Genomic DNA, 23,058 nt, shown 5'->3' on the forward strand with positions numbered 1-23,058 from the left:
GTTCATTGGCAGCCAAGGCTGACACGCAAGGTGAATGCTCGATGGTTTGCGAATTCTGTGGGCGTTACAAGGTTCACCCGGACAACTCCGTTCGCTAGGCGCGGGTAAACAAGCCAATACAAGAGCCCCGTCATTGGCGGGGCTTGTTTTCGTGCGCGTTCGGCAGGCGTCGCTCTCCTGGAGGTTTTTCATGGAGGATGCTGTCAGCTCCGGGTCATCTGTCGCGCGACGCAATGTCGCTGACGCCGCAACAACTATGCTTGTCTCAGACTGCAACAGCTGTCGCGAAATTGGACGCTGGCGAACGCCGCCAGCATCACCACTTCGCCTTGATCTTCACGTAACTGCTTGATTGAAAAGCTTATCGGCAAGCTGGCACGCTCCGTGTATTGCTCACGGCAGACGTTTCGCTTGCCTCCGTTCGTGTATCGCCACGAACGGCAGAAACCATAAAAACGATAAGCCACAACAATAAGAAAGCACCGTGCGAGGTTCGACGTTGATGAAGAGAAAACTCCGATCAGGCATGAGCGCCACCCTGCTGGCCGTGGCCGCTTGCGTGGCCCTGCATTCGCCGTACAGCCTGGCAGCCCGCGATGCCCAGACCATCCTCAAGGAAACCTGCCAGGGCTGTCACACCCCTGAAGCCGGCGACCAGTTGAGCCGCATCAGCCACCAGCGCAAGACCCCGGAAGGCTGGCTGATGAGCATCGCCCGGATGCAGACCATGCACGGTTTGCAGATCAGCGATGACGACCGTCGCACGCTGGTCAAATACCTCGCCGACACCCAGGGCCTGGCGCCCAGCGAAACCGATGGCGTGCGTTACGCGCTGGAGCGGCGGTTGAACACGGTCGAGCAGTTCGACGAGAAAACCGCGCAGATGTGCGGTCGCTGCCACTCCGGTGCGCGGATCGCCCTGCAACGGCGTCCGGCTCAGGAATGGGAACGTCTGGTGAATTTCCACCTCGGTCAATGGCCGTCGCTGGAATATCAGGCCATGTCCCGTGATCGTGACTGGTTCGATATCGCCCGCAAGGAAATGGTCCCGCTGCTGGCCAAACGTTATCCGCTGGATAACCCGGCATGGCAGTCCTGGGTCAAAACCGCACCGAAAGCCGAAGCTTTGGTCGGCGACTGGAGTTTCAGCGGTCACCTGCCAGGCAAGGGTGAACTGGCCGGCACCATGAGCGTCACCGCCGATGGCAGTGACACCTTCAAGGTCGCCGTCAAAGGTCAGTACGCCGACGGCAGCCCGTTCAACGGCGACGGCAGTGCGATCCTCTACAGCGGCTACGAATGGCGCGGCAACGTGACCGTCGATGGCGTGACCATGCGTCAGGTGTTCGCCGCACAGGGCAACGCCATGCAGGGCCGGATGTTCGAGGCCGAGCACGATGAGCGCGGTCTGGACTTTATCGCCGCCAAACAGGGTTCGCAGCGCTTGCTGGCGGTGCAGCCAGGTTATGTGAAGGCCGGCAGCGAAACCGAAGTGACCCTGATCGGCAGCGGTCTGAGCGGCAAACCGAACTTCGGCAAAGGCGTGGATGTGGTCGAAGTGGTCGAGCAGAGTGCCGACCGGATCAAGGTCAAAGTCAAAGCGGCAGCCAATGCCCAGCCAGGTCTGCGCGCGGTCAGCGTCGGCAGCCTGAAAGGCCCGAGCCTGTCGGTGTACAGCAAGATCGCCTCGGTCAAAGTGGTGCCGGAATTCTCGGTGGCACGGATCGGCGAGGGTGGCGGTTCGACGCCGAAAGTCCAGGGCCGCTTCGACGCCGAAGCCTGGGGCAAGGGTGCCGACGGCAAGCCGTATCGCATCGGCGTGTTCCCGGCGCAATGGAAAGTCGAAGCCTTCGACGAGCGCGCCAAAGAGGACGAGGACGTCAAGTTCGCCGGCACCATGCAGGCCGACGCGGGCGTCTTTACGCCGGGCGATGCCGGGCCGAATCCGGCACGCAAGATGTCCACCAACAATGCCGGCAACCTCAAGGTGATCGCCGCCGTCGACGACGCAGGGAAATCCCTGACCGGCGAAGGTCACCTGATCGTCACCGTGCAACGCTGGAACAATCCACCCATTCCCTGATGTTGAAACGTGAGTTGTCTTGGGACACAGCGATTCAGACACTTTTCGGAATGACCGCAAGTCCCGCCAGGCGGGGCTTGCACAGGAGGTTTGCAATGGGCGCTATCTTGAATCTGGTCGAACGTAATCTGCACGAAGTGCACGTCGACGCCGACCGCATGCTGTTCCACATCCCCAGCAGTTCGCTTTTCGCCAGCGATGAACTGACCGGCACCATCATCGATGCATTGCGCGGCCCCGGCTGCTCCTCGGAAGACCTGATCCAGCGCCTCGGCGCGCGGTTCAACGGCGAGGAAATCAACGAGACCCTGCGCGAGCTGATTTCGCTGGAGCTGGTCAGCGACGGCTCGCCGCTGACGCCGGACATCGCGGTCAAACGCGTCGAGCGCACCGCGATCAACACCGTGGTGCTCAACGTCAACACCGGCTGCAACCTGAGCTGCACCTACTGCTATAAGGAAGACCTCGACAAGCCGTCCGCCGGCAAGAAGATGGACGTCGAAACCGCCATCGCTTCGGTGGAAATGCTGCTGCGTGAATCCCCCGACGAAGAACGTTTCACCGTGGTGTTTTTCGGCGGCGAGCCGCTGAGCAATCGCAAGCTGATCGAGTACATGGTCGATTACTGCGAGAAGCGGTTTGCCGAGGCCGGCAAGTTCGTCGAATTCGTGATGACCACCAACGCCACGCTGCTCACCGAAGAAACCGTGGACTACCTGAATGCCCACCGCTTCGGCTTGTCAGTGAGCATCGACGGGCCGAAAACCGTGCACGACCGCAACCGCATCACCGTGGGCGGGCAGGGCACCTATGACGTGGTGCGGCGCAAGGCCGAAATGCTGCTGTCGCGCTACAACAGCCGTCCGGTCGGCGCGCGGGTGACCCTGACCACGGGCGTCACCGACGTTGAAACCATCTGGGATCACCTGTTCAACGAGTTGGGGTTTGCCGAAGTCGGATTTGCCCCGGTGACCTCCGGCGACATCAGCAGCTTCAACCTGACCACTGACGAGTTGATCGAAGTGTTCGCCAGCATGAAACGCCTCGGTCGGCGTTATCTGGAGGCTGCGCTGGAACACCGCAATATCGGTTTCTCCAACCTGCATCAACTGATCACCGACATCCACGAAGGCCACAAAAAGGCCCTGCCGTGCGGTGCCGGATTGAAGATGCTGGCGGTCGATCACAAGGGCGAACTGAACCTGTGCCATCGCTTCACCGGCTCGTCGCTGCCGACCTTCGGCAACGTCCACAGCGGCGTTAAACAGGTCGAGTTGAACGACTTTCTGTCCCAACGTCTGGATCGCACCAACACCGGTTGCCATGACTGTCAGATCCGCAACCTGTGTTCCGGCGGTTGCTACCACGAGAGCTACGCCCGCTACGGTGACCCGGCCCACCCGACTTATCACTATTGCGAACTGATGCGTGACTGGGTCGACTTCGGCATCGAGGTCTACACCCGGATCATGGCCAACAACCCTGCGTTCATCAGCAGCTACATCACTCCGCGCAAGGCTCACTGATATGAAACATCTCAAGGCAATCAATAACAAAGCGTTGAAGCTGGATCAGGCCGCGGACGAGAACCGCATCGAAGAAGTGGTAGCAATGAGCTCCGTCGCCGGCTGTGCCTCGACCACCGACCCGGGTTGGGAAATCGATGCGTTCGGCGGAGTCTCGTCGTTGTGCCAGCCGATGGAAGCTGACCTCTACGGTTGCTCCGATCCGTGCTGGTGGCCGGCCCAGGTGCCGGACATGATGAGCACCTACCCGGACTGGAACAAGGATGCCCAGGCGTCCAACGACAACTGGCGCAACCTCGGCACTGTCTTCCCGAAAGACAAGTGATCCCTAAGAAGAAGGATTCCAGCATGCCTAGCCTCAACAAAGCCTGCGGCCTTGCCGCACTCGCGGTTCTGAGCGCCTGTTCGCTCACGGTTCTGGCCGATGAAAATACCGCGCTGCAAGACGGTCACGAGTACATGTTGACCACCAACTACCCGAACAACCTGCACGTCATCGATCTGGCGACCGACAGCCTGTACAAGACCTGCAAGATGCCTGACGCCTTTGGCCCCGGCACCGTGCAGTTGTCGCCGGATCGCAAGACCGCGTACGTGCTGAACAACCATTACGCCGATGTCTACGGTGTCGAACTGGACAGCTGCAAGCAGGTGTTCCACGCCAGCATCACCCAGCAACCGGGAGAGAAAGCGCGGTCGATGTTCGCCTTCACCGTCAGTCATGACGGCAAGGAGCTGTACACCATCGCCAACCCGACCCAGATGCTCAACGACCGCTACGAGGTCAAACAACCGCGTCTGGACGTCTACGCCACCGACGCCGGGATGGACGCTAAACCAGTGCGTAGCTTCCCGGCACCACGGCAGTTGACGATCATGCAGAGCGGCGATGACGGTACGCTGTATGTGGCTGGCGCTGATGTGTACAAGGTCGATGTGAAGAGCGGCAAGTTCGACGTGCTGATCCCCAGCCGTCACTGGAAACGCCCGAACTACAGCGCGCCGGACGTGCTTTACGTGTGGAACCAGCAGACTTACCGCCACGATTTCTCGCTGCTGTACACCGCCGCCAAGTTCAAGGACAAGAAGCAGGATCCGGCCACCGCTGAATATTTGTACGGCTTGTTCAGCGTCGATCTGAAAACCGGCAAGACCGAAACCACCGATTTCGGCCCACTGACCGAGATCTACTTCAGCGGCATGCGCTCGCCGAAGGATCCGAACCTGATGTTCGGCGTGCTCAATCGTCTGGCCAAGTACGACATCAAGCAGAAAAAGCTGATCCAGGCGGCGACGCTGGATCATTCCTACTACTGTATTTCGTTCAATAAGGACGGGAGCAAGATCTATCTGGCCGGGACCTTCAACGACGTGGCGATCTTTGATGCCGAGACCATGAAACAGACCGGCAGCATCAAATTGCCGGGTGGGGATATGGCGATTACTACGGCGCAGATTTTTGTTCGGTAATTAGCGGCGTCAGGGATGACGCCTTCGCGAGCAAGCTCGCTCCCACATTTGAAATGCGGTTCAAATGTGGGAGCGAGCTTGCTCGCGAAGGGGCCCTCTAAACCGCTACAAAAGTCAGGCCCCGGGCACCGGGCAGCTCATGTCACCTTCCTCACACTTCAAGTATTGCTTGAGCGCCTCGGTTCGCGTCTTTGTCACCGAGGCGATGCAATTGTTGTAGATCAACGGATAAACACTCCCGCCTGCCACGCCGGATGCCGAAAACTTGCACTCGGCATCGCGAAAGCCGATCCACGCCCGTTGCGCGCTCACCAGCAGTTTCTTGCCATCAGGGTTGTCCTTCAAGCGGGCGGTGATCTGCTGATAAACCGCATTCAACTCCTTGTCCGCCGCTTTGTTTTCCTGCGCGGCGCACTGATTCATCGTTGCCTGATCGCTGGCATTGGCGCAGTCCACGGCAGCGTGAGCAACAGAAGTGAAAAGAAAGGGTGTCAGGGCCAGAAGCAGGCGTGGGGACATGAGTTATCTCGCTTTGACGAATGAACGTGTCGGGCAGTTTAGCGACTTCGTGGTGCCATCAGGATTTATGCTGCCTCGATGCGTTGAGCAACCGTTCGGCAGTCGCCGCAATTTCCTCTCCGTCATGCAGTTTTTCCAGCCACCCGAACGGGATTCCCTGCACACCATAATGGGCGCCGGCCAACTGGCCGACGATGGCAGCCGTGGTGTCTGCGTCATCACCCAGATTCGCCGCTTGCAGGACGGCCGCGGCAAAACTGTCGGTGTGCTGGAAGCACCATAACGCTGCTTCCAGGGATTCGATGCAGTAGCCACTGCCGCGAATCTCGCGCTCGGTCTTGTGCAGGTACTCGCCCCGGGCAATCGCCGCCACCCTGGGCTGACTGAAGGCTGTTGGCGGCAGGGTGCGCAGTTCCGATTTCGATGCGCCTTCCAGGGCCTTGCAGAGCAGTTCGGCAAATAACCGGCAGCATTCGATGGCCTCGGGGGCCGCGTGCGTGGTGCGTGAACTGTCGGCGGCGAATCGCCTGATTTGCCGGGCATCGGGAAAATAAAACAGAACCACGGGCACCAGGCGCATCAATGAGCCATTGCCGGCGCTGTAGGGGTCAGTGGAGCCGGCAAACGGCTCTCCGGTGTGTTGATAGCGATCCAGCGCCTGACTCACGGTCATGCCGATATCGAAACATTCGCCGGTCGAACTCAGATAACCCCATTGCCACCAGTTCAGGTAGCGGCCCATCTGGTCAGCGGCATCGAAGCCGTTTTTGTTCAGCAGACTTTCCGCCAGGCACAACGCCATCGAGGTGTCGTCGGTCCATTGACCGGGCTTCAGGCGAAACGGCCCGCCACCGACCATGTCGGTCAGGGGCTGGAAGCTGCCGCGCGGCTGGAATTCGACGGTGGTTCCCACGGCATCGCCGCAGGCCAGGCCGAGGAGGGCGCCACGGTAACGTTCGGGGAGAGAGGGCTGCATGATGACGTCCTTGTGTCGTTCAATTCGCTGCGAACGTTATCAGTTTCGCAGCGCAGATCCGTGCGCATTCTGACGAACCGGCGCCCTGAAATACTGCCGGATATTTCAATCAGATCCGACCGTTGCACTGGATTGATACAACTTCGGATTGGACATGTGGTCATACAAGCCTACTGTTCAAAACAGGAGGTGATGTATGAAACCAGTACCCAACAGCTTTGAACGTAAAATCATGCTCAGGTCGCCGCGCTCCCATGTCTGGCGCGCCCTGGTCGATGCCGAGGCGTTCGGCCAGTGGTTCGGCGTTGCGCTGGAGGGCCGGCGGTTTATCGCGGGCGAATGGACGCAGGGGCAGGTGACGTACCCCGGTTATGAACATGTGCTCTGGAACGTGCTGGTGGAGCGAGTCGAGCCCCAGCAGCTGTTCTCCTTCCGCTGGCACCCGTACGCGGTTAACCCGAATATCGACTATTCTCAGGAACCGACCACACTGGTCAAATTCGAACTGCAGGACTACGAGAACGGCACATTGCTGAAAGTCTCCGAGTCAGGTTTCGCGCACATTCCCGACGTGCGCCAGAAAGAGGCCTACTACATGGACAGTCGGGGCTGGGAGGAACAGTTGAGTCGACTTGAACACTTCCTCACGGAAAGCGACCGGGCCCGCGAGCGTGAAGGTGGCTGATCGCGACCTGTTCACGCCGTGGCTGGAACGCTGGGCGCTGGCGCCGGACGGCGAGCCGATCATCACCCCTGGCAGCCGCCTGTTGCCGGTGCGTCAGGGTGATGCACCAGCGATGCTGAAAGTCGCGGTGGATGACGAGGAAAAGTACGGCAACCTGCTGATGACCTGGTGGAGCGGCGATGGCGCCGCCCGTGTGCTCGCTCACCACGATGAAGGCCTGTTGCTGGAGCGGGCCATGGGCCCGCGTTCGTTGATGCACATGGCGCTCAACGGTGAAGACGACGAGGCCACGCGGATCATGTGCCGAGCGCTGGCGCGGCTGCACGCACCGCGACCGACGCCGCCACCGCCGTTGGTGGAACTGGCACCGTGGTTTGCATCATTAAGAATGGCCGCGACCCGATACGGCGGCCAATACGCCGAATGCCTGCAAGCCGCCCAGACCTTGCTCGCCGAACCGCAGGGCGTAGTGGTGCTGCACGGCGACATGCACCACGACAACGTCCTCGATTTCGGCCCACGAGGCTGGCTGGCCATCGATCCCAAGCGGGTGCGGGGCGAGCGCGGTTACGACTACGCCAACCTGATCTGCAACCCGGAATTGCCGACGGCCACTGCTCCCGAGCGCTTTCGGCGACAAGTCGACGTGATCTGTGACGCGGCGGGAATCGAGCGAAAACGCCTTCTGCAATGGGTACTGGCGTTCGCCGGACTGTCTGCCGCATGGTTCATGGAGGATGACGAGCAAACCGCGGCAAAAGGACAGCTGAAAGTCGCGCAATTGGCGGCTTCTGCGCTTGATGCCTGACACGTCTAAGGGTTTTCGGAAGGCCCGCTATGGCGAATGTCTTACACGCGATGGTAGCTATTTCGACTATTGCCGATTGGATCCACAGCGTAATCTACCCTCATCAACTGAAGCACAGGGAGTGTTTCAGGATCACGGATGATCGACCATTAGCAAGGATCGCTGCCGACAGGGAGTCGATAATGGTCTTGGGAAAAACCCGCTTCGGCGGGTTTTTTTTCGCCAGCAGAAAAGTGCCGTGCCCAAACAGAAACACCGCCGATTGGCGGTGTTTCTGCATCTGCAGGTTTTACGAGGCGATCAACTGGCGCAACACGTAATGCAGGATTCCGCCGGACTTGAAGTACTCGACCTCGTTCAAGGTGTCGATGCGGCACAGTACTTCGATTTTCTCCTGACGCCCGTCTTCACGGGTGATGAGCAGGGTCAGGTTCATCCGTGGCGTCAACTCGACACCGCTCAGTCCCTGAATCTGCAGGGTTTCCTTGCCGGTGAGGTTCAGGCTTTTGCGGTTCTGATCGAGCTTGAACTGCAACGGCAATACGCCCATGCCCACCAGATTGGAACGGTGGATGCGCTCGAAGCTTTCGGCGATCACCGCTTTCACGCCCAGCAGATTGGTGCCCTTCGCCGCCCAGTCCCGGCTGGAACCGGTGCCGTATTCTTGCCCGGCAATCACCACCAGCGGCGTGCCCGAGGCTTGATAACGCATGGCCGCGTCGTAGATCGCCAGTTTCTCGCCGGTCGGAATGTAGATCGTGTTGCCACCTTCTTCGCCGCCGAGCATTTCGTTGCGAATGCGGATGTTGGCAAACGTGCCGCGCATCATCACTTCGTGGTTGCCCCGGCGCGAGCCGTAGGAGTTGAAGTCCCGTGGCTCGACGCCTTGCTCGCGCAAGTAACGTCCGGCCGGGCTGTCCGCCTTGATGTTGCCGGCGGGGGAGATGTGGTCGGTGGTCACCGAATCGCCCAACAACGCGAGCACTCGCGCACCTTTCACATCGGCGATCACCGGCAAAGGCCCGGAAATGTCATCGAAGAACGGCGGGTGCTGGATGTAAGTCGAATCCGCCTGCCAGACGTAAGTCGCGGCTTGCGGCACTTCGATGGCTTGCCACTGTTCGTCACCGGCAAACACCTCGGCATATTCCTTGTGGAACATCGCGGTGTTGACCTGATTCACCGCGTCGGCGATTTCCTTGCTGCTCGGCCAGATGTCACGCAGGTAAACCGGGTTGCCCTGCTGGTCATTGCCCAGCGGTTCGCTGCTGATGTCGGTGCGCACACTGCCGGCCAGGGCGTAGGCGACGACCAGCGGCGGTGACGCCAGCCAGTTGGTTTTCACCAGCGGATGCACCCGGCCCTCAAAATTGCGGTTACCGGATAGCACCGAAGCCACGGTCAGGTCGGCTTTCTGGATGGCTTTTTCGATCGGTTCAGGCAGCGGGCCGGAGTTGCCGATGCAGGTGGTGCAACCATAACCGACGAGTGAAAAACCGAGCTGATCGAGGTACTGCGTCAATCCGGCGGCCTTGTAGTAATCGGTGACGACTTTCGAACCCGGCGCCAGCGAACTCTTCACCCACGGCTTGCGGGTCAGGCCCTTTTCCACGGCTTTTTTCGCCAGCAGGCCGGCAGCCATCATCACGCTCGGGTTGGAGGTGTTGGTGCAAGAGGTGATTGCGGCAATCACCACGGCGCCGTTTTTCAGGCGATAGGTGTGGCCGTCGTACTCGTAATCCGTTTCGCCGACCAGATCGGCATTGCCCACCGCCACGCCACCGCCGCCTTCGCTTTCCAGACGCCCTTCGTCCTTGCTGACGGGTTTGAACTGCAAGTCGAGGAAGTCGCTGAACGCCTGGCCGACATTCGGCAGCGAGACGCGGTCCTGCGGGCGTTTCGGCCCCGCGAGGCTGGCTTCGACGCTGCCCATGTCCAGCGCCAGGCTGTCGGTGAACACCGGTTCCTGACCGGGCAGGCGCCACAGGCCCTGAGCCTTGGTGTAGGCCTCGACCAGTTTCACCACTTCGGGCGGACGGCCGGACAGGCGCAGGTAGTCGAGAGTCACGTCATCCACCGGGAAGAAGCCGCAGGTCGCGCCGTATTCCGGGGCCATGTTGGCGATAGTCGCGCGGTCGGCCAGCGGCAGGTCGGCGAGGCCGTCGCCATAGAACTCGACGAATTTACCGACCACGCCTTTCTTGCGCAGCATCTGGGTCACGGTCAGCACCAGGTCGGTGGCGGTGATGCCTTCCTTGAGCTTGCCGGTGAGTTTGAAACCGATTACTTCCGGAATCAGCATCGACACCGGTTGCCCGAGCATCGCCGCTTCCGCCTCGATTCCGCCGACGCCCCAGCCGAGTACGCCGAGGCCGTTGATCATGGTGGTGTGGGAGTCGGTGCCGACCAGCGTGTCGGGGAAGGCATAGGTGCGACCGTCTTCATCCTTGGTCCACACGGTGCGGCCGAGGTATTCGAGGTTGACCTGGTGGCAGATCCCGGTGCCCGGCGGCACCACGCTGAAATTATCGAAAGCGCTCTGACCCCAGCGCAGGAAGGCGTAGCGTTCGCCATTGCGCTGCATTTCGATGTCGACGTTCTGTTCGAAAGCGCTGGCGCTGGCGAATTTGTCGACCATCACCGAGTGGTCGATCACCAGATCCACCGGCGACAGCGGGTTGATCCGCTGCGGATCACCGCCGGCCTTGGCCATGGCGGCGCGCATCGCGGCCAGATCGACCACGGCCGGTACGCCGGTAAAATCCTGCATCAGCACGCGGGCAGGGCGGTACTGGATTTCCCGGTCGGAGCGGCGCTCCTTGAGCCACGCGGCAAGCGCCTTGAGGTCGGCGCCGGTGACGGTTTTTTCATCTTCCCAGCGCAGCAGGTTTTCCAGCAGGACTTTCAGCGACATCGGCAGCTTGTCGAGATCGCCCAAGGTCTTGGCAGCATCTGGCAGGCTGAAATAGTGGTAAGTCTTGTCGTCTATCTTGAGGGTTTTAAGGGTGTTCAGACTATCGAGGGACGGCATTACGATCACTCCTTTGAATCCGCACGGCTACGGATAGAGGGGACGAATAGAGCTTTAAACCTAGCCCTGTTTTAGGTAGCTGGCTAATAACTGGACTCTATGGACAGAACCAAGGTTCCGACATGGGCTATCATGCGCCGGTTTTCGTGACAGGCTTTGCTTCAACGCAGGGTCTGGGCATCGCGCAGGGGATGAATGATCGCCCTCTGCCCAGGAGTAAGAATGAACACCCTATTCATGCATTGCCGGCCAGGCTTCGAAGGCGAAGTCTGCTCGGAGATTTCCGACCTCGCCGCCCAACTCAACGTGGCCGGCTACGCCAAGGCCAAACCGGCCACCGCTTGCGCCGAGTTTGTCTGCACCGAAGAAGACGGCGCCGAGCGCCTGATGCGTGGCCAGCGTTTCGCCGAGCTGATCTTCCCGCGCCAATGGGCTCGCGGGTTTTTCATAGATTTGCCGGAAACCGACCGCATCAGCGTGATTCTCGCGCACATGGCTGAATTCCAGGTCTGTGGCAGCCTGTGGCTGGAAGTCGTCGACACCAACGACGGCAAGGAACTGTCGAACTTCTGCAAGAAGTTCGAAAGCCCGCTGCGCAAGGCGCTGACAGCTGCCGGCAAACTGGTGGAGGACGCCAGCAAGCCGCGTCTGCTGCTGACCTTCAAAAGCGGTCGTGAGGTGTTCCTCGGTCTGGCCGATGCCGGTAACTCGGCGATGTGGCCGATGGGCATTCCGCGCCTGAAGTTCCCGCGCGAGGCGCCGAGCCGTTCGACCCTGAAACTGGAAGAGGCCTGGCACCACTTCATCCCCCGCGATCAGTGGGAAGATCGCCTGCACAGCGACATGACCGGCGTCGACCTCGGCGCGGCGCCGGGCGGCTGGACCTGGCAACTGGTCAACCGCGGCATGCTGGTGACGGCCATCGACAACGGCCCGATGGCCGAGAGCCTGATGGACACCGGACTGGTGCAGCACTTGATGGCTGACGGTTTCACTTTCAAACCGAAGCAACCGGTGGACTGGATGGTCTGCGACATCGTCGAGAAGCCGGCGCGCAACGCCGCGATGCTCGAAGAGTGGATCGGCGAGGGTCATTGCCGGGAAGCGGTGGTCAACCTGAAGCTGCCGATGAAGCAGCGTTACGCCGAAGTGAAGCGTTTGCTCGAACGCATCGCCGACGGTTTCAAGGCACGTGGGATCAAAGTCGATATCGGCTGCAAACAGCTGTATCACGACCGCGAGGAAGTGACCTGCCATTTGCGCCGCCATGACGTGAAGAAAGCCAAAGCCCGCTGAGCGCGCGACAGGTGACCGAACACCCGGCATTGGGCGACAATGCTGGCCAGTTTCAGGAGTGAATCATGAGTGAAATGATTGATACGCCGGTCGACGGCACCCTCGACGCCACGGGCCTCAACTGCCCGGAGCCGGTGATGATGCTGCACCAGCACATTCGTGACCTGGTGCCCGGCGGCCTGCTCAAGGTGATCGCCACCGATCCGTCGACCCGTCGCGACATCCCCAAGTTCTGCGTGTTTCTCGACCATGAACTGGTGGGGCAGCACGAAGAGGCCGGGACCTATCTGTACTGGATTCGCAAGAAGTCCGGTTGATCGGAAGGTAAAAAAAGACCTGCATCTGCAGGTCTTTTTTTATGGCCGATCAGCCCATCGAGCGGCTGATGCGAATGCGTTTGCGTGCGCTGCGCGTCAGGCGGATCGACAGCATCAGCGCCGCACAGCTGAGGCCGACGATCAGGCCTTCCCACAAGCCGCTCGGGCCGCGTGGCTCGCCGAGCCAGTCGGTCAGTCCGAGGGCGTAACCCACCGGCAGGCCGATGCCCCAATAGGCGAACAGGGTCAGGATCATCGTCACCCGGGTGTCCTGATAACCGCGCAGGGCGCCGGCGGCGGTGACCTGGATCGCGTCGGAGAACTGGAACAGCGCCGAATACACGATCAGCATCGCCGCGATGTGAATCACCATCGGATCCGACGTGTAGATCGCCGCAATGTGTTCACGCATCAGAAGCATCATGCTCGCCGACAGGCAGGCGTAAGCCAGCGCAGTGCCCATGCCGACACCCGCCGCGAAACGCGCTTCGCGAGGTTCTTCACGACCCAGAGCCTGGCCGACCCGCACGGTCACGGCCATGCCCAGCGAGTACGGAATCATGAACACCAGCGAGCTGACGTTCAGCGCGATCTGGTGCCCGGCCACCACGGTGGCGCCGAGGCTGCCGATCAGCAGCGCGATCACCGCGAAAATGCTCGACTCGGCAAACACCGCGACACCGATCGGCAGACCGATGGCCAGCAAACGCTTGATTACCGCCCATTGCGGCCAGTCGAAACGGCTGAACAGTTCGCTCGACTTGTAGGCCGGCGCCCAGCGTTCGTAACCGGCCAGACCCAGCGCCATCACCCACATCACAATCGCCGTGGCCCAGCCGCAACCGACGCCGCCCATGGCCGGCACACCGAAGTGACCGTAAATGAACACGTAGTTCAGCGGAATGTTCAGCGCCAGACCGCACAGGCCCAATACCATCGCCGGGCGGGTACGACCGAGGCCGTCACTGGTGCAGCGCAGCACATGGTAGAAGGCCACCGCTGGCAGGCCGCTGGCGATACCGTGCAGGTATTGCATGCACGGGCCGATCAGTTCCGGATCGACTTTCATCAGGTGCAGGATCGGCTCGGCGCTGAACAGCATGGTGGTCGCCATCAGTCCGACTACCAGAGCCAGCCACAGGGCCTGACGCACGATCGGGCCGATTTCGCTGTGTGTGCCGGCGCCGAAGCGTTGGGCGACTTTCGGCGTGGTGGCCAGCAGGGTGCCGGTCATCAGCAGGAACACCGGCACCCAGATCGAGTTGCCCAGCGCCACGGCCGCGAGATCCTTGGGCCCGACGCGCCCGGCCATCACCGCATCGACGAAGCCCATGGCGGTGGTCGCCAGTTGCGCGATCATGATCGGCAGGGCCAGGCCGAGCAGATTCTTCAGCTCCAGGCGAACCCGGGCAGGGCGGTTGAGGGAAACGGCAGCGGGGCGGTCAGTCACGGAATTCACAGGCAAAGCGTCCACAGGGGTTGATGCGCAAGGCCGGGCATTCTACGCCGCTGACGTTATGGTCAGGAAAAATCCTCTGTTGCGTATTTGTAATCGCCGCGCCTTATCAAGAATCAAAGCCTGCTGGCTCATCGCAGTCCCAGCGCCTACACTGCCGATCCGCCCAAGGAGCCCCGCCATGCTGATTGTTGCCGACGAAAATATCCCGCTGCTCGATGCCTTTTTTGCCGGTTTCGGCGAGATTCGCCGGGTACCGGGCCGTTCCATCGACCGGGCCACGGTCGAACAGGCCGATGTGTTGCTGGTGCGCTCGGTGACCAACGTCAACCGCGCACTGCTCGAAGGCAGCAAGGTGCGTTTTGTCGGCACCTGCACCATCGGCACCGATCATCTGGATCTCGATTACTTCAACGAGGCCGGCATCACCTGGTCCAGCGCACCCGGCTGCAATGCCCGGGGTGTGGTCGATTACGTGCTCGGCAGCCTGATGACCCTGGCCGAAATCGAAGGCGTCGATTTGCGTGAACGCACTTACGGTGTGATCGGTGCCGGTGAAGTCGGCGGGCGTCTGATCAAGGTGCTCAAAGGTCTTGGCTGGAACGTGAAAGTCTGCGATCCGCCACGTCAGGCGGCCGAGGGCGGCGACTATGTCAGCCTGGAGCAGGTCATCGCGCAGTGCGACGTGATCAGCCTGCACACCCCGCTGACCCGCAGCGGCGACGGCGCAACCTGGCATTTGTTCGACGAGCAGCGTTTGCAGCAGCTCAAGCCCGGCGCGTGGCTGATCAACGCGGCTCGCGGTCCGGTGGTGGATAACACCGCGTTGCGCGAAGTGCTGCTGGAGCGTGAAGACCTGCAAGCGGTGCTCGATGTCTGGGAAGCCGAACCGCAAGTCGATGTAGCGCTGGCCGAACTCTGCGTACTGGCAACGCCGCATATCGCCGGTTACAGCCTCGATGGCAAACAGCGCGGCACCGCGCAGATCTATCAGGCGTACTGCGAATTTATCGGTGAGCCCGCCAGCATTCAGCTCGGTGATCTGCTGCCGGCGCCGTGGTTGTCGGAAGTTTCCCTGCATGCCGACAGCGATCCGGCCTGGGCGCTGGCGATGTTGTGCCGTGGCGTGTACGACCCGCGCCGGGACGATGCGGATTTCCGTCGCACGTTGCTGGGCAGTGTCGGTGAGCAACGTGCCGCGTTTGATCTACTGCGCAAACAGTATCCGTCGCGACGAGAAATCGAAGGTTTGAAGGTGCGGATCGACGGTGATTCGCCGGCCCTGCGCCAGATCGTGACCGCGCTGGGCGCTGTGGCCGTATAAACAGCGGGCAGAAAAAACCCGGCCTGCAGGGGCCGGGTCAGGAAGACGGTGGCGATATCACTTTTGTTCGGCAGGCTTGACCAATCGCTTCTCCAGTTCGCTGCAAGCTTCCTGGATCATGTCTTCAGTGATCTCAATTTCACGCCCGTTTTCGTCGATGATCGAGCAACCCAGAGGTTGGCCGGGCTTGGTGCGGATCACTTCAATCTTGTCTTCGCTGCTGTTTTGCAAGGACATGGCCTGTCTCCTCATCAGGTTGTGTGCCTAGATTAAAACCGTCAGGTGACCAGGCTGTGACAACTCCCTGCGGTCGGTCCGGAACGGCATCTCCACTCAAACAGAAATGACCGTCTGTCTCAACCCGGACCTTAGACCAATAGCATCTAGAGGGTAGTCGCGCCGGTCATAGTTAACCTGACTCATTGTGATTTACAGAGTTCCACCCCATTTGAGTCTGTAGGCTGGCCCTATCCATCAGCACACGACGTGAATCTGAATGATCCCGATGCTTTCCTCGCGCCACCGCCGGGCCTTGCGCCTGACCAGTCATTTCCTTGCTCCCTATCGCTGGCCGGCCTTCGGTGCACTGCTCGCGCTGATCGTCACGGCCGGCATCACCCTGTCGATGGGGCAGGGCATCAAGCTGCTGGTCGATCAAGGGTTCATGACTCAATCGCCGCACCTGCTCAATCAATCCATAGGCCTGTTCATGCTGTTGGTATTCGGTTTGGCGGTCGGCACGTTTGCGCGGTTTTATCTGGTGTCGTGGATCGGTGAGCGCGTGGTGGCGGACATCCGTCGACAGGTATTCAACCATCTGGTGTACCTGCATCCCGGGTTCTACGAGGACAACCGCAGTTCGGAAATCCAGTCGCGGCTGACCGCTGACACCACGCTGCTGCAATCGGTGATCGGCTCGTCGCTGTCGCTGTTCCTGCGCAATTTGCTGATGGTCATCGGCGGTGTGGTGTTGCTGTTCATTACCAACCCCAAACTCACCAGCATCGTGGTGATCGCACTGCCGCTGGTGATTGCGCCGATCCTGATTTTCGGCCGCCGCGTGCGTAACCTTTCCCGGCTGAGTCAGGACCGGATCGCCGATATTGGCAGCTACGTCTCGGAAACCCTCGGCCAGATCAAGACCGTACAGGCCTACAACCATCAGGTGCAGGACGAACAGCGTTTCGCCAGCACCGTCGAGCAGGCGTTCGAGACTGCGCGTAAGCGGATTTTCCAACGGGCCTGGCTGATTACGCTGGTGATCGTTCTGGTGCTCGGCGCCGTCGCGGTGATGTTGTGGGTCGGCGGCATGGACGTGATTGCCGGGCGGATTTCCGCCGGTGAACTGGCGGCGTTCGTGTTCTACAGCCTGATCGTCGGCAGTGCGTTTGGTACGTTGAGCGAAGTGATAGGCGAGTTGCAGCGAGCGGCCGGCGCCGCCGAACGCATCGCCGAATTGCTGCGTTCGGAGAACATCATCCAGCCACCGACCACTGGATTGGTGACGCTGCCGGAGCGAGTCAAAGGCGAGCTGGAATTGCAGGATGTGCGTTTTTCCTACCCTTCGCGTCCCGAAAGTCTCGCCGTCGATGGCTTGAGTCTGACGATCAACGCCGGCGAAACCCTCGCGCTCGTGGGGCCGTCCGGCGCGGGCAAATCCACGGTGTATGACTTGCTGCTGCGTTTCTACGATCCCCGGGAAGGACGGATCCTGATCGATGGCGTGCCACTGACGAGCCTCGATCCTCTGGATCTGCGTCGCTGCTTCGCGCTGGTCTCGCAAACTCCGGCGCTGTTTTTCGGTAGTGTCGAAGAGAACATCCGCTATGGCTGCCCGACCGCCACGCTGGAGCAGGTGCAAGAAGCTGCGAAAATCGCTTATGCCCACGACTTCATCGAACAGATGCCCGAGGGCTACCAGACCCACCTGGGCGACGGCGGCCTTGGCCTGTCAGGCGGACAACGCCAGCGACTGGCGATCGCCCGGGCGCTGCTGGTCGACGCGCCGATCCTGCTGCTCGACGAAGCCACCAGCGCCCTCGACGCCCAAAGCGAACATCTGATCCAGCAAGCGCTGCCGAGCCTGATGCAAAACCGCACCACACTGGTCATCGCCCACCGGTTGGCCACGGTGAAAAACGCCGACCGGATCGCGGTGATGGATCAGGGCAAACTGGTTGCGATCGGCACGCATAAGGAGTTGATTGCGAGTAATCCGTTGTATGCGCGGTTGGCGGCGTTGCAGTTCAGTGATGGTCATCAGGCTTCGACCGACCAAGTAACCGACTAAGTAACCGACCTGGTAGAACGCCATAAAAAATGCCCGCATCTCTCGATGCGGGCATTTTTGTTTACGTCGATCTATCGGCGAAACACGCCCCGATCACTGATCGTCGAAATACCGCTCATGCCAATCCACCAGTGGTTGCGGCGAGTTGAGTTTCTGGCCGTAGATCACCGAGTAGGACAGCACGTTCTGCACGTACTGGCGGGTTTCGTCGAACGGGATGCTTTCCACCCAGACGTCGAAGCTCAGGTGATCGGCGCCACGCAGCCACTGGCGCACGCGGCCGGGGCCGGCGTTGTACGCGGCGGAGGCGAGCACGCGGTTGCCGTTGAACTGGCTGTGCACCTGGCTCAGGTAAGCGGCGCCGAGCTGGATGTTTTTATCCGGATCGAGCACCTGCTGTGGCGAGGCCAATGGAATGCTGAATTTGCGCGCGGTTTCCTTGGCGGTGCCGGGCATCAGTTGCATCAGGCCGCTGGCGCCGACGCTGGAACGGGCGTCGTCCATGAACGCACTTTCCTGACGGGTGATGGCGAACACCCAGCTCGAATGCAGGCCGCGCACCTTGGCTTCGCGCACGAGGGTGTCACGGTGGGCCATCGGGAAACGGATGTCCAGATCATCCCAGTACTGCGCCTGACTGATGGTGCGGATGGCCGGGAAGTACCATTTCAGGTCGTAGGCCAGTTTGGCCTGGGCGACCATTTCGTCGCGGCTGAAGTGCCGGCTGACGTGATACCACTCACGGCGACCGTCGACGATCTGCCCACGGGCGTGGAACTCCAGCGCACGGCGCACGCCAGGGGTGTTGCGCACCTTGTTGATCAGCGCCTGACTGAGCACCAGCGGCTTGTTGTTCAGCGAGTACGGCGATTGCGAGCGGTCGGCGGCGAGGAAACCGTAGAAATCACGTTCCCGCGACAGGTTCTTGTACAGCGTCTGCGCTTCCGGGTTTTGCGGTTGCGCCAGTTCCAGACTGCGGGCCTGCCAGTAGCGCCAGCGGTTGGTGGTAGCCAGATCCTGCGGCAGGCGGCGGGTCAACTGGTAGGCGTCGTCCCAGCGCGCCAGGCGCAGCAGCAGTCGCAGGCGCCATTCGGACACGGTGTTGTCGCGCAGTTCCGGGTCGTACTTGGTCATCACGTCCAGCGCGCGGCTGTCGAAGCGGCGGGCGAGGGTCAGGCCGATTTCCCGGGCGATCGCGACTTTTTCATCCCGGGAGAAATGCATGCTGCTGGCATAACCGTCGAGCAGGGCCATGGCCTTGTCCGGGTCCTGACGCGCGAGGCGGCGCAGGCCGAGGCTGACCACGTCGGACATCGGTTCATCGGCCGGCGTGAAACGCGACGGCTGGTTGAGCAGTTCCGGTTTCTGCGCCACGTCCACCAGCAGGCGGCCGCGCGGGGCAAGGGTGGTCAGGCCGTTGACCAGGCTGTTGGCCAATGGGTAGTTGCGGTGCTGGGCGGCGAGTTTGGCGCGCTCCCAGCGTTTCTGTTCGGTCAACTGACCTTCGGCGGCCCACATGCCGAACAGCGCATCGCAGGCAGCGGGCTGGGATTTGCCGGTCAGCCACAGCTTCTCGGCGTTGGCGTAGCCCTCGGCCTTCTTGTTGTGGCTGATCTGGTACTGCGCGTTCAGGCAGTCCAGCTCGGTGAAATTCAGTTTGGGGTCGTAATACTTGACGAACGTCGCCCAGTCGCCGCGATCGGCCAGCCAGCGCAGCCAGCGCAACTTCATCCAGTTGGCCTGGGGCAGGTCACCGTGTTCGGCGAGGAATTTTTCGATCTCCGCGTTGCTGGCGGTTTTCAGCCGGGCGGTCAGCTCGTCGTAAGCCAGGTACGGCTCTAGCGGATAATCGGCGAGGGCCTGGCTGTAACGGAAATACGGGCCGGTGTCGCCCTTCGCCAGGGCGCGCTTGGCTTCATCGTAATACTGGCGTTGGGTGGACAGGTCCACCGCCTGGGCGGATTGAACGGCAGCGGCGGAGAGCAGCAAACATGACAAAACACTGAAGAGGCGACTGCGCATGAGACATCCGGGCAGAGAAATCATGACAAGTGCCGGCCCAAAACCCGCACTGAATTGTCTGTAGCTTAGCCTTTTGCCAGCAGGCGGCGAAAGCTTTGCCGGCCTTGCAGCACAAGTTCGCAACAATTGTTGTGCAGAGTGCGTCAGCGGCGAAATTGCCGGCCTGCTCGGGCCCCGATTCAGGTAGAATGCGCGCCCGGTTTTTGGAGAAGCTCATGACCCTGCTCAAATTCAGCGATGTGTCCCTTGCATTCGGCGCGATGCCGTTGTTGGACAAGGTGTCCTGGCAGATCGCCCGTGGTGAGCGGGTGTGCATCATCGGCCGCAACGGCACTGGCAAATCCAGCATGATGAAACTGGTCAAGGGCGACCAGAAGCCTGATGACGGCTCGGTGTGGCGTGCCCCCGGTCTGAAAATCGGTGAATTGCCACAGGAATTGCCGGTGGCCGACGAGCGGACTGTGTTCGACGTGGTTGCCGAAGGTCTCGACGGTGTCGGCGCCTTGCTCGCCGAATACCATCACCTGAGTCAGAACATCGTCACCGATGCCGATCTGGACAAGCTGATGCACGTTCAGCACGACCTCGAAGCGCGCGATGGCTGGCGCTTGCAGACCCTGGTCGACAGCACTCTGAGCCGCCTGCAACTGCCGGCCGACAAGACCCTCGCCGAACTGTCCGGCGGCTGGCGTCGTCGTGTGCTGCTGGCGCAGGCGCTGGTGTCCGAGCCGGATCTGCTGCTGCTCGACGAGCCTACCAACCACCTGGACATCGGTGCGATTGCCTGGCTTGAAGAAGCGCTGAAGGATTTCCAGGGCGCCGTGCTGTTCATCACGCACGACCGTTCTTTCCTGCAAAACCTCGCCACCCGCATCCTCGAACTGGATCGCGGTGGCCTGATCGACTGGAACGGCGACTACGCCAGTTTCCTCGTCCATAAAGAAGCCGCACTGGCCGCCGAAGAAACTGCCAACGCGCTGTTCGACAAGCGTCTGGCTCAGGAAGAAGTGTGGATCCGCCAGGGCATCAAGGCCCGCCGCACCCGTAACGAAGGCCGCGTACGTGCCCTGAAAGCATTGCGTGTGGAGCGCAGCGAGCGTCGTGAGCGCACCGGCAAGGCCAACATCCAGCTCGAAACAGCGGAGAAGTCCGGCAAGCAGGTGATGGTGCTGGATAACGTGAGCTTCGCGCATCCGGGCGGTCCGTTCCTGATCCGCGATTTCTCCATGGTGCTGCAGCGCGGCGACCGGATCGGCCTGCTCGGCGCCAACGGTACCGGCAAGACCACCCTGCTGAAGCTGATGCTCAGCGGTCTGCAACCGACCAGCGGCAAAGTGGAAGAGGGCACCAAGATCGACGTGGCCTACTTCGACCAGTTGCGTCATCAGCTGGATCTGGAAAAGACCGTGATCGACAACGTCGCCGAAGGTCGCGACTTCATCGATATCGACGGCCAGAGCCGCCACGTGCTGAGCTACCTCGGCGACTTCCTGTTCAGCCCGCAGCGTGCCCGCACGCCGGTGAAGGCGTTGTCCGGTGGCGAGCGTGCGCGTCTGTTGCTGGCCAAATTGTTCAGCAAGCCGGCGAACCTGCTGGTACTCGACGAACCGACCAACGACCTCGACGTGGAAACTCTCGAGTTGCTCGAAGAGGTGCTGCTGACCTTCAACGGCACTGTGCTGATGGTCAGCCACGACCGGGCATTCCTCGACAACGTGGTCACCAGCACCCTGGTCTTCGAAGGTGAAGGCAAGGTTCGCGAATATGTTGGTGGTTATCAGGACTGGATCCGACAGGGCGGCTCGCCGCGCCTGTTGGGCGTGACTGAAAGCAAATCCGGCAAGGCCGACCTGAACTCGGCGGTGGTCACTGCCGAACCGGCTCCGGTTGCCGCGCCAGTTGCTGCGGCCCCGGCTGCGAAGAAGAAGCTGAGCTACAAGCTTCAGCGCGAGCTGGAAGCATTGCCGGGCGACATCGACGCTAAAGAGCAGCAGATTGCTGCTGTCGAGGCTGAAATGGCTGAGGCCGGCTTCTATCAGCGCCCGCCGGCCGAGACGGCCAAGGTGATTGCTTCTCTGGAGCAGTTGCAGGCCGAGCTGGATGCACTGGTGGAGCGTTGGGCCGAGCTGGACGCCTGATTGTTTCAAAGCATGAAAAAGCCCGGCGTCCAGTGATGGGCGTCGGGCTTTTTTAGCTTTTCACAAGTGTCTGGGATCAGCGCTTGACCAGATGCACCGCCAGCACATCGCAAGGTGCGCCGTGCAGCACGTCGTTGGCAGTCGAGCCCAGCAACAGCGCCAGACCATGCCGGCCATGGCTGCCGACCACGATCAGGTCGCATTCCTGTTCCTTGGCGAAATGGTGGATTTCCTGACGCGGCTGGCCGTAGGTCAGGTGGCAGTTGGCGCCTTCGAGCTCGGTGTACTTGTGCTTCAGGCGTTCGAGGCGTTCCTTGGCCTGATCGAACTGCTGTTGTTGCAGTTGTGACAGATCCATCGGCACGTCACCGCCGAAGGCCATGGCCATCGGTTCGACGATATGCACCAGCGACAGCTTGGCGCCATTGCTCACCGACAGCTCTCGGGCGCGGTGGATCACAGGGTCGCACTCTTCGGTCAGATCTACGGCGACCAGGATATGGTGGTAGGGCATGAGGTGCTCCTCGTGAGGGATCAATATTGTTAAGTATGGCTGGTTTCAAGCGCATTGGTTCCAAAGTGACGCAATGGGCTCGTTCAAATTCGGGAGTAGAGATATGACGGTCTGGCTGGTGGTGTCAATCCTGCTGGTGGTATTGAGTCCGCTGGCGTGGTTGCGTCCGTCACGTGCACAGAGTGGCCGGATAGCCTTGCGCACGGAGGCCCGGCGCATCGGGCTGGCGATGCAGCTGGCGCCTCAGGAGTGGCCGCACTGGCTGAGCCAGGAGCCGCCAAACCCGTGCGCGCAATACCATCGGCCACGCCGTGGCAAGCAGTCGGCGTGCTGGACGTATTGGCAGAAATCCCCGGGGGTTTGGGTGAATCAGTGGCAGGAAGTCTGTGAGGATTCATTGCTGCTGAATCATTTCGAGAAATTGCCGGGCAACGTTTTCAAAGTCGAGGCGGACAAGCAGATGATCGCTCTCTATTGGGGCGAGAAGGGCGATGCGTCGGTTTTGCTGGAGATTGATGCCACGCTGAAAGCGCTGGCATGACTTGCGGACTTTTCGCGCTGCAACGGTGCGAAACGTCTGGCAGACGCGCAATAAAAAGCCCG

Annotated in this window: 19 protein-coding genes; 12 read left to right on the forward strand and 7 right to left on the reverse strand. The window is 61.0% G+C overall.

The genetic code is table 11. The features are described from left to right. Positions 1–502 precede the first annotated feature (502 nt). The 4 genes from peaA to peaD all read left to right on the forward strand — a co-directional run bounded on the left by peaA (position 503) and on the right by peaD (position 5,079). A complete protein-coding gene (gene peaA, locus AC1Q9F_RS27865; protein ID WP_492621338.1) occupies positions 503–2,083 on the forward strand; it encodes a quinohemoprotein amine dehydrogenase subunit alpha in 1,581 nt (526 codons plus the stop codon). A gap of 95 nt (positions 2,084–2,178) precedes the next feature. Beyond that, complete coding sequence (gene peaB, locus AC1Q9F_RS27870; protein ID WP_085608195.1) at positions 2,179–3,609, forward strand: quinohemoprotein amine dehydrogenase maturation protein; 1,431 nt, start codon at positions 2,179–2,181, stop codon at positions 3,607–3,609. Between the two features lies 1 nt (position 3,610). Continuing rightward, complete coding sequence (qhpC, locus tag AC1Q9F_RS27875; protein WP_008016081.1) at positions 3,611–3,934, forward strand: quinohemoprotein amine dehydrogenase subunit gamma; 324 nt, start codon at positions 3,611–3,613, stop codon at positions 3,932–3,934. A 23-nt stretch (positions 3,935–3,957) separates the two neighbouring features. Then, positions 3,958–5,079 carry a quinohemoprotein amine dehydrogenase subunit beta gene (gene peaD, locus AC1Q9F_RS27880; RefSeq protein WP_207983448.1) on the forward strand — a complete coding sequence of 374 codons (1,122 nt, stop codon included), beginning with the start codon at positions 3,958–3,960 and terminating at the stop codon, positions 5,077–5,079. A gap of 114 nt (positions 5,080–5,193) precedes the next feature. Here the strand turns inward: peaD and AC1Q9F_RS27885 are convergent, their stop codons facing one another. Further along, on the reverse strand, positions 5,194–5,598 hold the full coding sequence (locus tag AC1Q9F_RS27885; protein ID WP_064381126.1) for a lysozyme inhibitor LprI family protein: 405 nt from the start codon (positions 5,596–5,598) through the stop codon (positions 5,194–5,196). A gap of 58 nt (positions 5,599–5,656) precedes the next feature. Next, positions 5,657–6,574 carry an ADP-ribosylglycohydrolase family protein gene (locus AC1Q9F_RS27890; RefSeq protein ID WP_492621337.1) on the reverse strand — a complete coding sequence of 306 codons (918 nt, stop codon included), beginning with the start codon at positions 6,572–6,574 and terminating at the stop codon, positions 5,657–5,659. A gap of 196 nt (positions 6,575–6,770) precedes the next feature. Between AC1Q9F_RS27890 and AC1Q9F_RS27895 the strand changes: the two genes are divergently transcribed. Further along, positions 6,771–7,259 carry an SRPBCC family protein gene (locus AC1Q9F_RS27895; protein ID WP_492621336.1) on the forward strand — a complete coding sequence of 163 codons (489 nt, stop codon included), beginning with the start codon at positions 6,771–6,773 and terminating at the stop codon, positions 7,257–7,259. After that, entirely contained in the window at positions 7,252–8,067 is an 816-nt protein-coding gene (locus AC1Q9F_RS27900) for an aminoglycoside phosphotransferase family protein (RefSeq protein ID WP_492621335.1), read from the forward strand. Before AC1Q9F_RS27895 ends, AC1Q9F_RS27900 begins: the two co-directional genes overlap by 8 nt. Before the next feature lie 289 nt (positions 8,068–8,356). Here AC1Q9F_RS27900 and acnA read toward each other — a convergent pair whose 3' ends face one another. After that, a complete protein-coding gene (gene acnA / locus AC1Q9F_RS27905) occupies positions 8,357–11,098 on the reverse strand; it encodes an aconitate hydratase AcnA (protein WP_492621334.1) in 2,742 nt (913 codons plus the stop codon). 222 nt (positions 11,099–11,320) lie between these two features. Between acnA and rlmM the strand changes: the two genes are divergently transcribed. Together rlmM and tusA are read left to right on the forward strand one after the other, a co-directional pair. Further along, positions 11,321–12,394: a 23S rRNA (cytidine(2498)-2'-O)-methyltransferase RlmM gene (rlmM, locus tag AC1Q9F_RS27910; RefSeq protein WP_492621333.1), complete on the forward strand. Its 1,074-nt coding sequence runs from the start codon at positions 11,321–11,323 to the stop codon at positions 12,392–12,394. A gap of 65 nt (positions 12,395–12,459) precedes the next feature. Continuing rightward, positions 12,460–12,711: a sulfurtransferase TusA gene (gene tusA, locus AC1Q9F_RS27915; protein ID WP_007953079.1), complete on the forward strand. Its 252-nt coding sequence runs from the start codon at positions 12,460–12,462 to the stop codon at positions 12,709–12,711. Positions 12,712–12,760: 49 nt separating this feature from the next. Here tusA and AC1Q9F_RS27920 read toward each other — a convergent pair whose 3' ends face one another. Further along, positions 12,761–14,170: an MATE family efflux transporter gene (locus AC1Q9F_RS27920; protein WP_041475594.1), complete on the reverse strand. Its 1,410-nt coding sequence runs from the start codon at positions 14,168–14,170 to the stop codon at positions 12,761–12,763. Positions 14,171–14,348: 178 nt separating this feature from the next. Here AC1Q9F_RS27920 and pdxB point away from each other — a divergent pair, with 178 nt between their 5' ends. After that, positions 14,349–15,491, forward strand: a complete 1,143-nt coding sequence (gene pdxB / locus AC1Q9F_RS27925) for a 4-phosphoerythronate dehydrogenase PdxB (protein ID WP_492621332.1) — start codon at positions 14,349–14,351, stop codon at positions 15,489–15,491. Positions 15,492–15,548: 57 nt separating this feature from the next. On the opposite strand, the gene AC1Q9F_RS27930 is transcribed toward pdxB, so the two are convergent. Then, positions 15,549–15,728, reverse strand: coding sequence for a PA1571 family protein (locus AC1Q9F_RS27930; RefSeq protein ID WP_085608203.1), 180 nt, complete (start codon positions 15,726–15,728; stop codon positions 15,549–15,551). A 259-nt stretch (positions 15,729–15,987) separates the two neighbouring features. Between AC1Q9F_RS27930 and AC1Q9F_RS27935 the strand changes: the two genes are divergently transcribed. Next, entirely contained in the window at positions 15,988–17,781 is a 1,794-nt protein-coding gene (locus AC1Q9F_RS27935) for an ABC transporter transmembrane domain-containing protein (protein ID WP_492621331.1), read from the forward strand. A 93-nt stretch (positions 17,782–17,874) separates the two neighbouring features. Here the strand turns inward: AC1Q9F_RS27935 and AC1Q9F_RS27940 are convergent, their stop codons facing one another. Continuing rightward, entirely contained in the window at positions 17,875–19,803 is a 1,929-nt protein-coding gene (locus AC1Q9F_RS27940; RefSeq protein ID WP_007953066.1) for a transglycosylase SLT domain-containing protein, read from the reverse strand. A gap of 215 nt (positions 19,804–20,018) precedes the next feature. Between AC1Q9F_RS27940 and AC1Q9F_RS27945 the strand changes: the two genes are divergently transcribed. Then, complete coding sequence (locus AC1Q9F_RS27945) at positions 20,019–21,941, forward strand: ATP-binding cassette domain-containing protein (RefSeq protein WP_011335198.1); 1,923 nt, start codon at positions 20,019–20,021, stop codon at positions 21,939–21,941. Between the two features lie 76 nt (positions 21,942–22,017). Here AC1Q9F_RS27945 and AC1Q9F_RS27950 read toward each other — a convergent pair whose 3' ends face one another. Next, positions 22,018–22,455, reverse strand: a complete 438-nt coding sequence (locus AC1Q9F_RS27950; protein ID WP_007953063.1) for a universal stress protein — start codon at positions 22,453–22,455, stop codon at positions 22,018–22,020. A 103-nt stretch (positions 22,456–22,558) separates the two neighbouring features. Between AC1Q9F_RS27950 and AC1Q9F_RS27955 the strand changes: the two genes are divergently transcribed. After that, positions 22,559–22,996, forward strand: a complete 438-nt coding sequence (locus AC1Q9F_RS27955) for a hypothetical protein (RefSeq protein ID WP_492621330.1) — start codon at positions 22,559–22,561, stop codon at positions 22,994–22,996. The last annotated feature ends 62 nt before the right edge of the window (positions 22,997–23,058 follow it).

It is taken from the genome of Pseudomonas sp. GW823-FHT04A03, assembly GCF_058796615.1.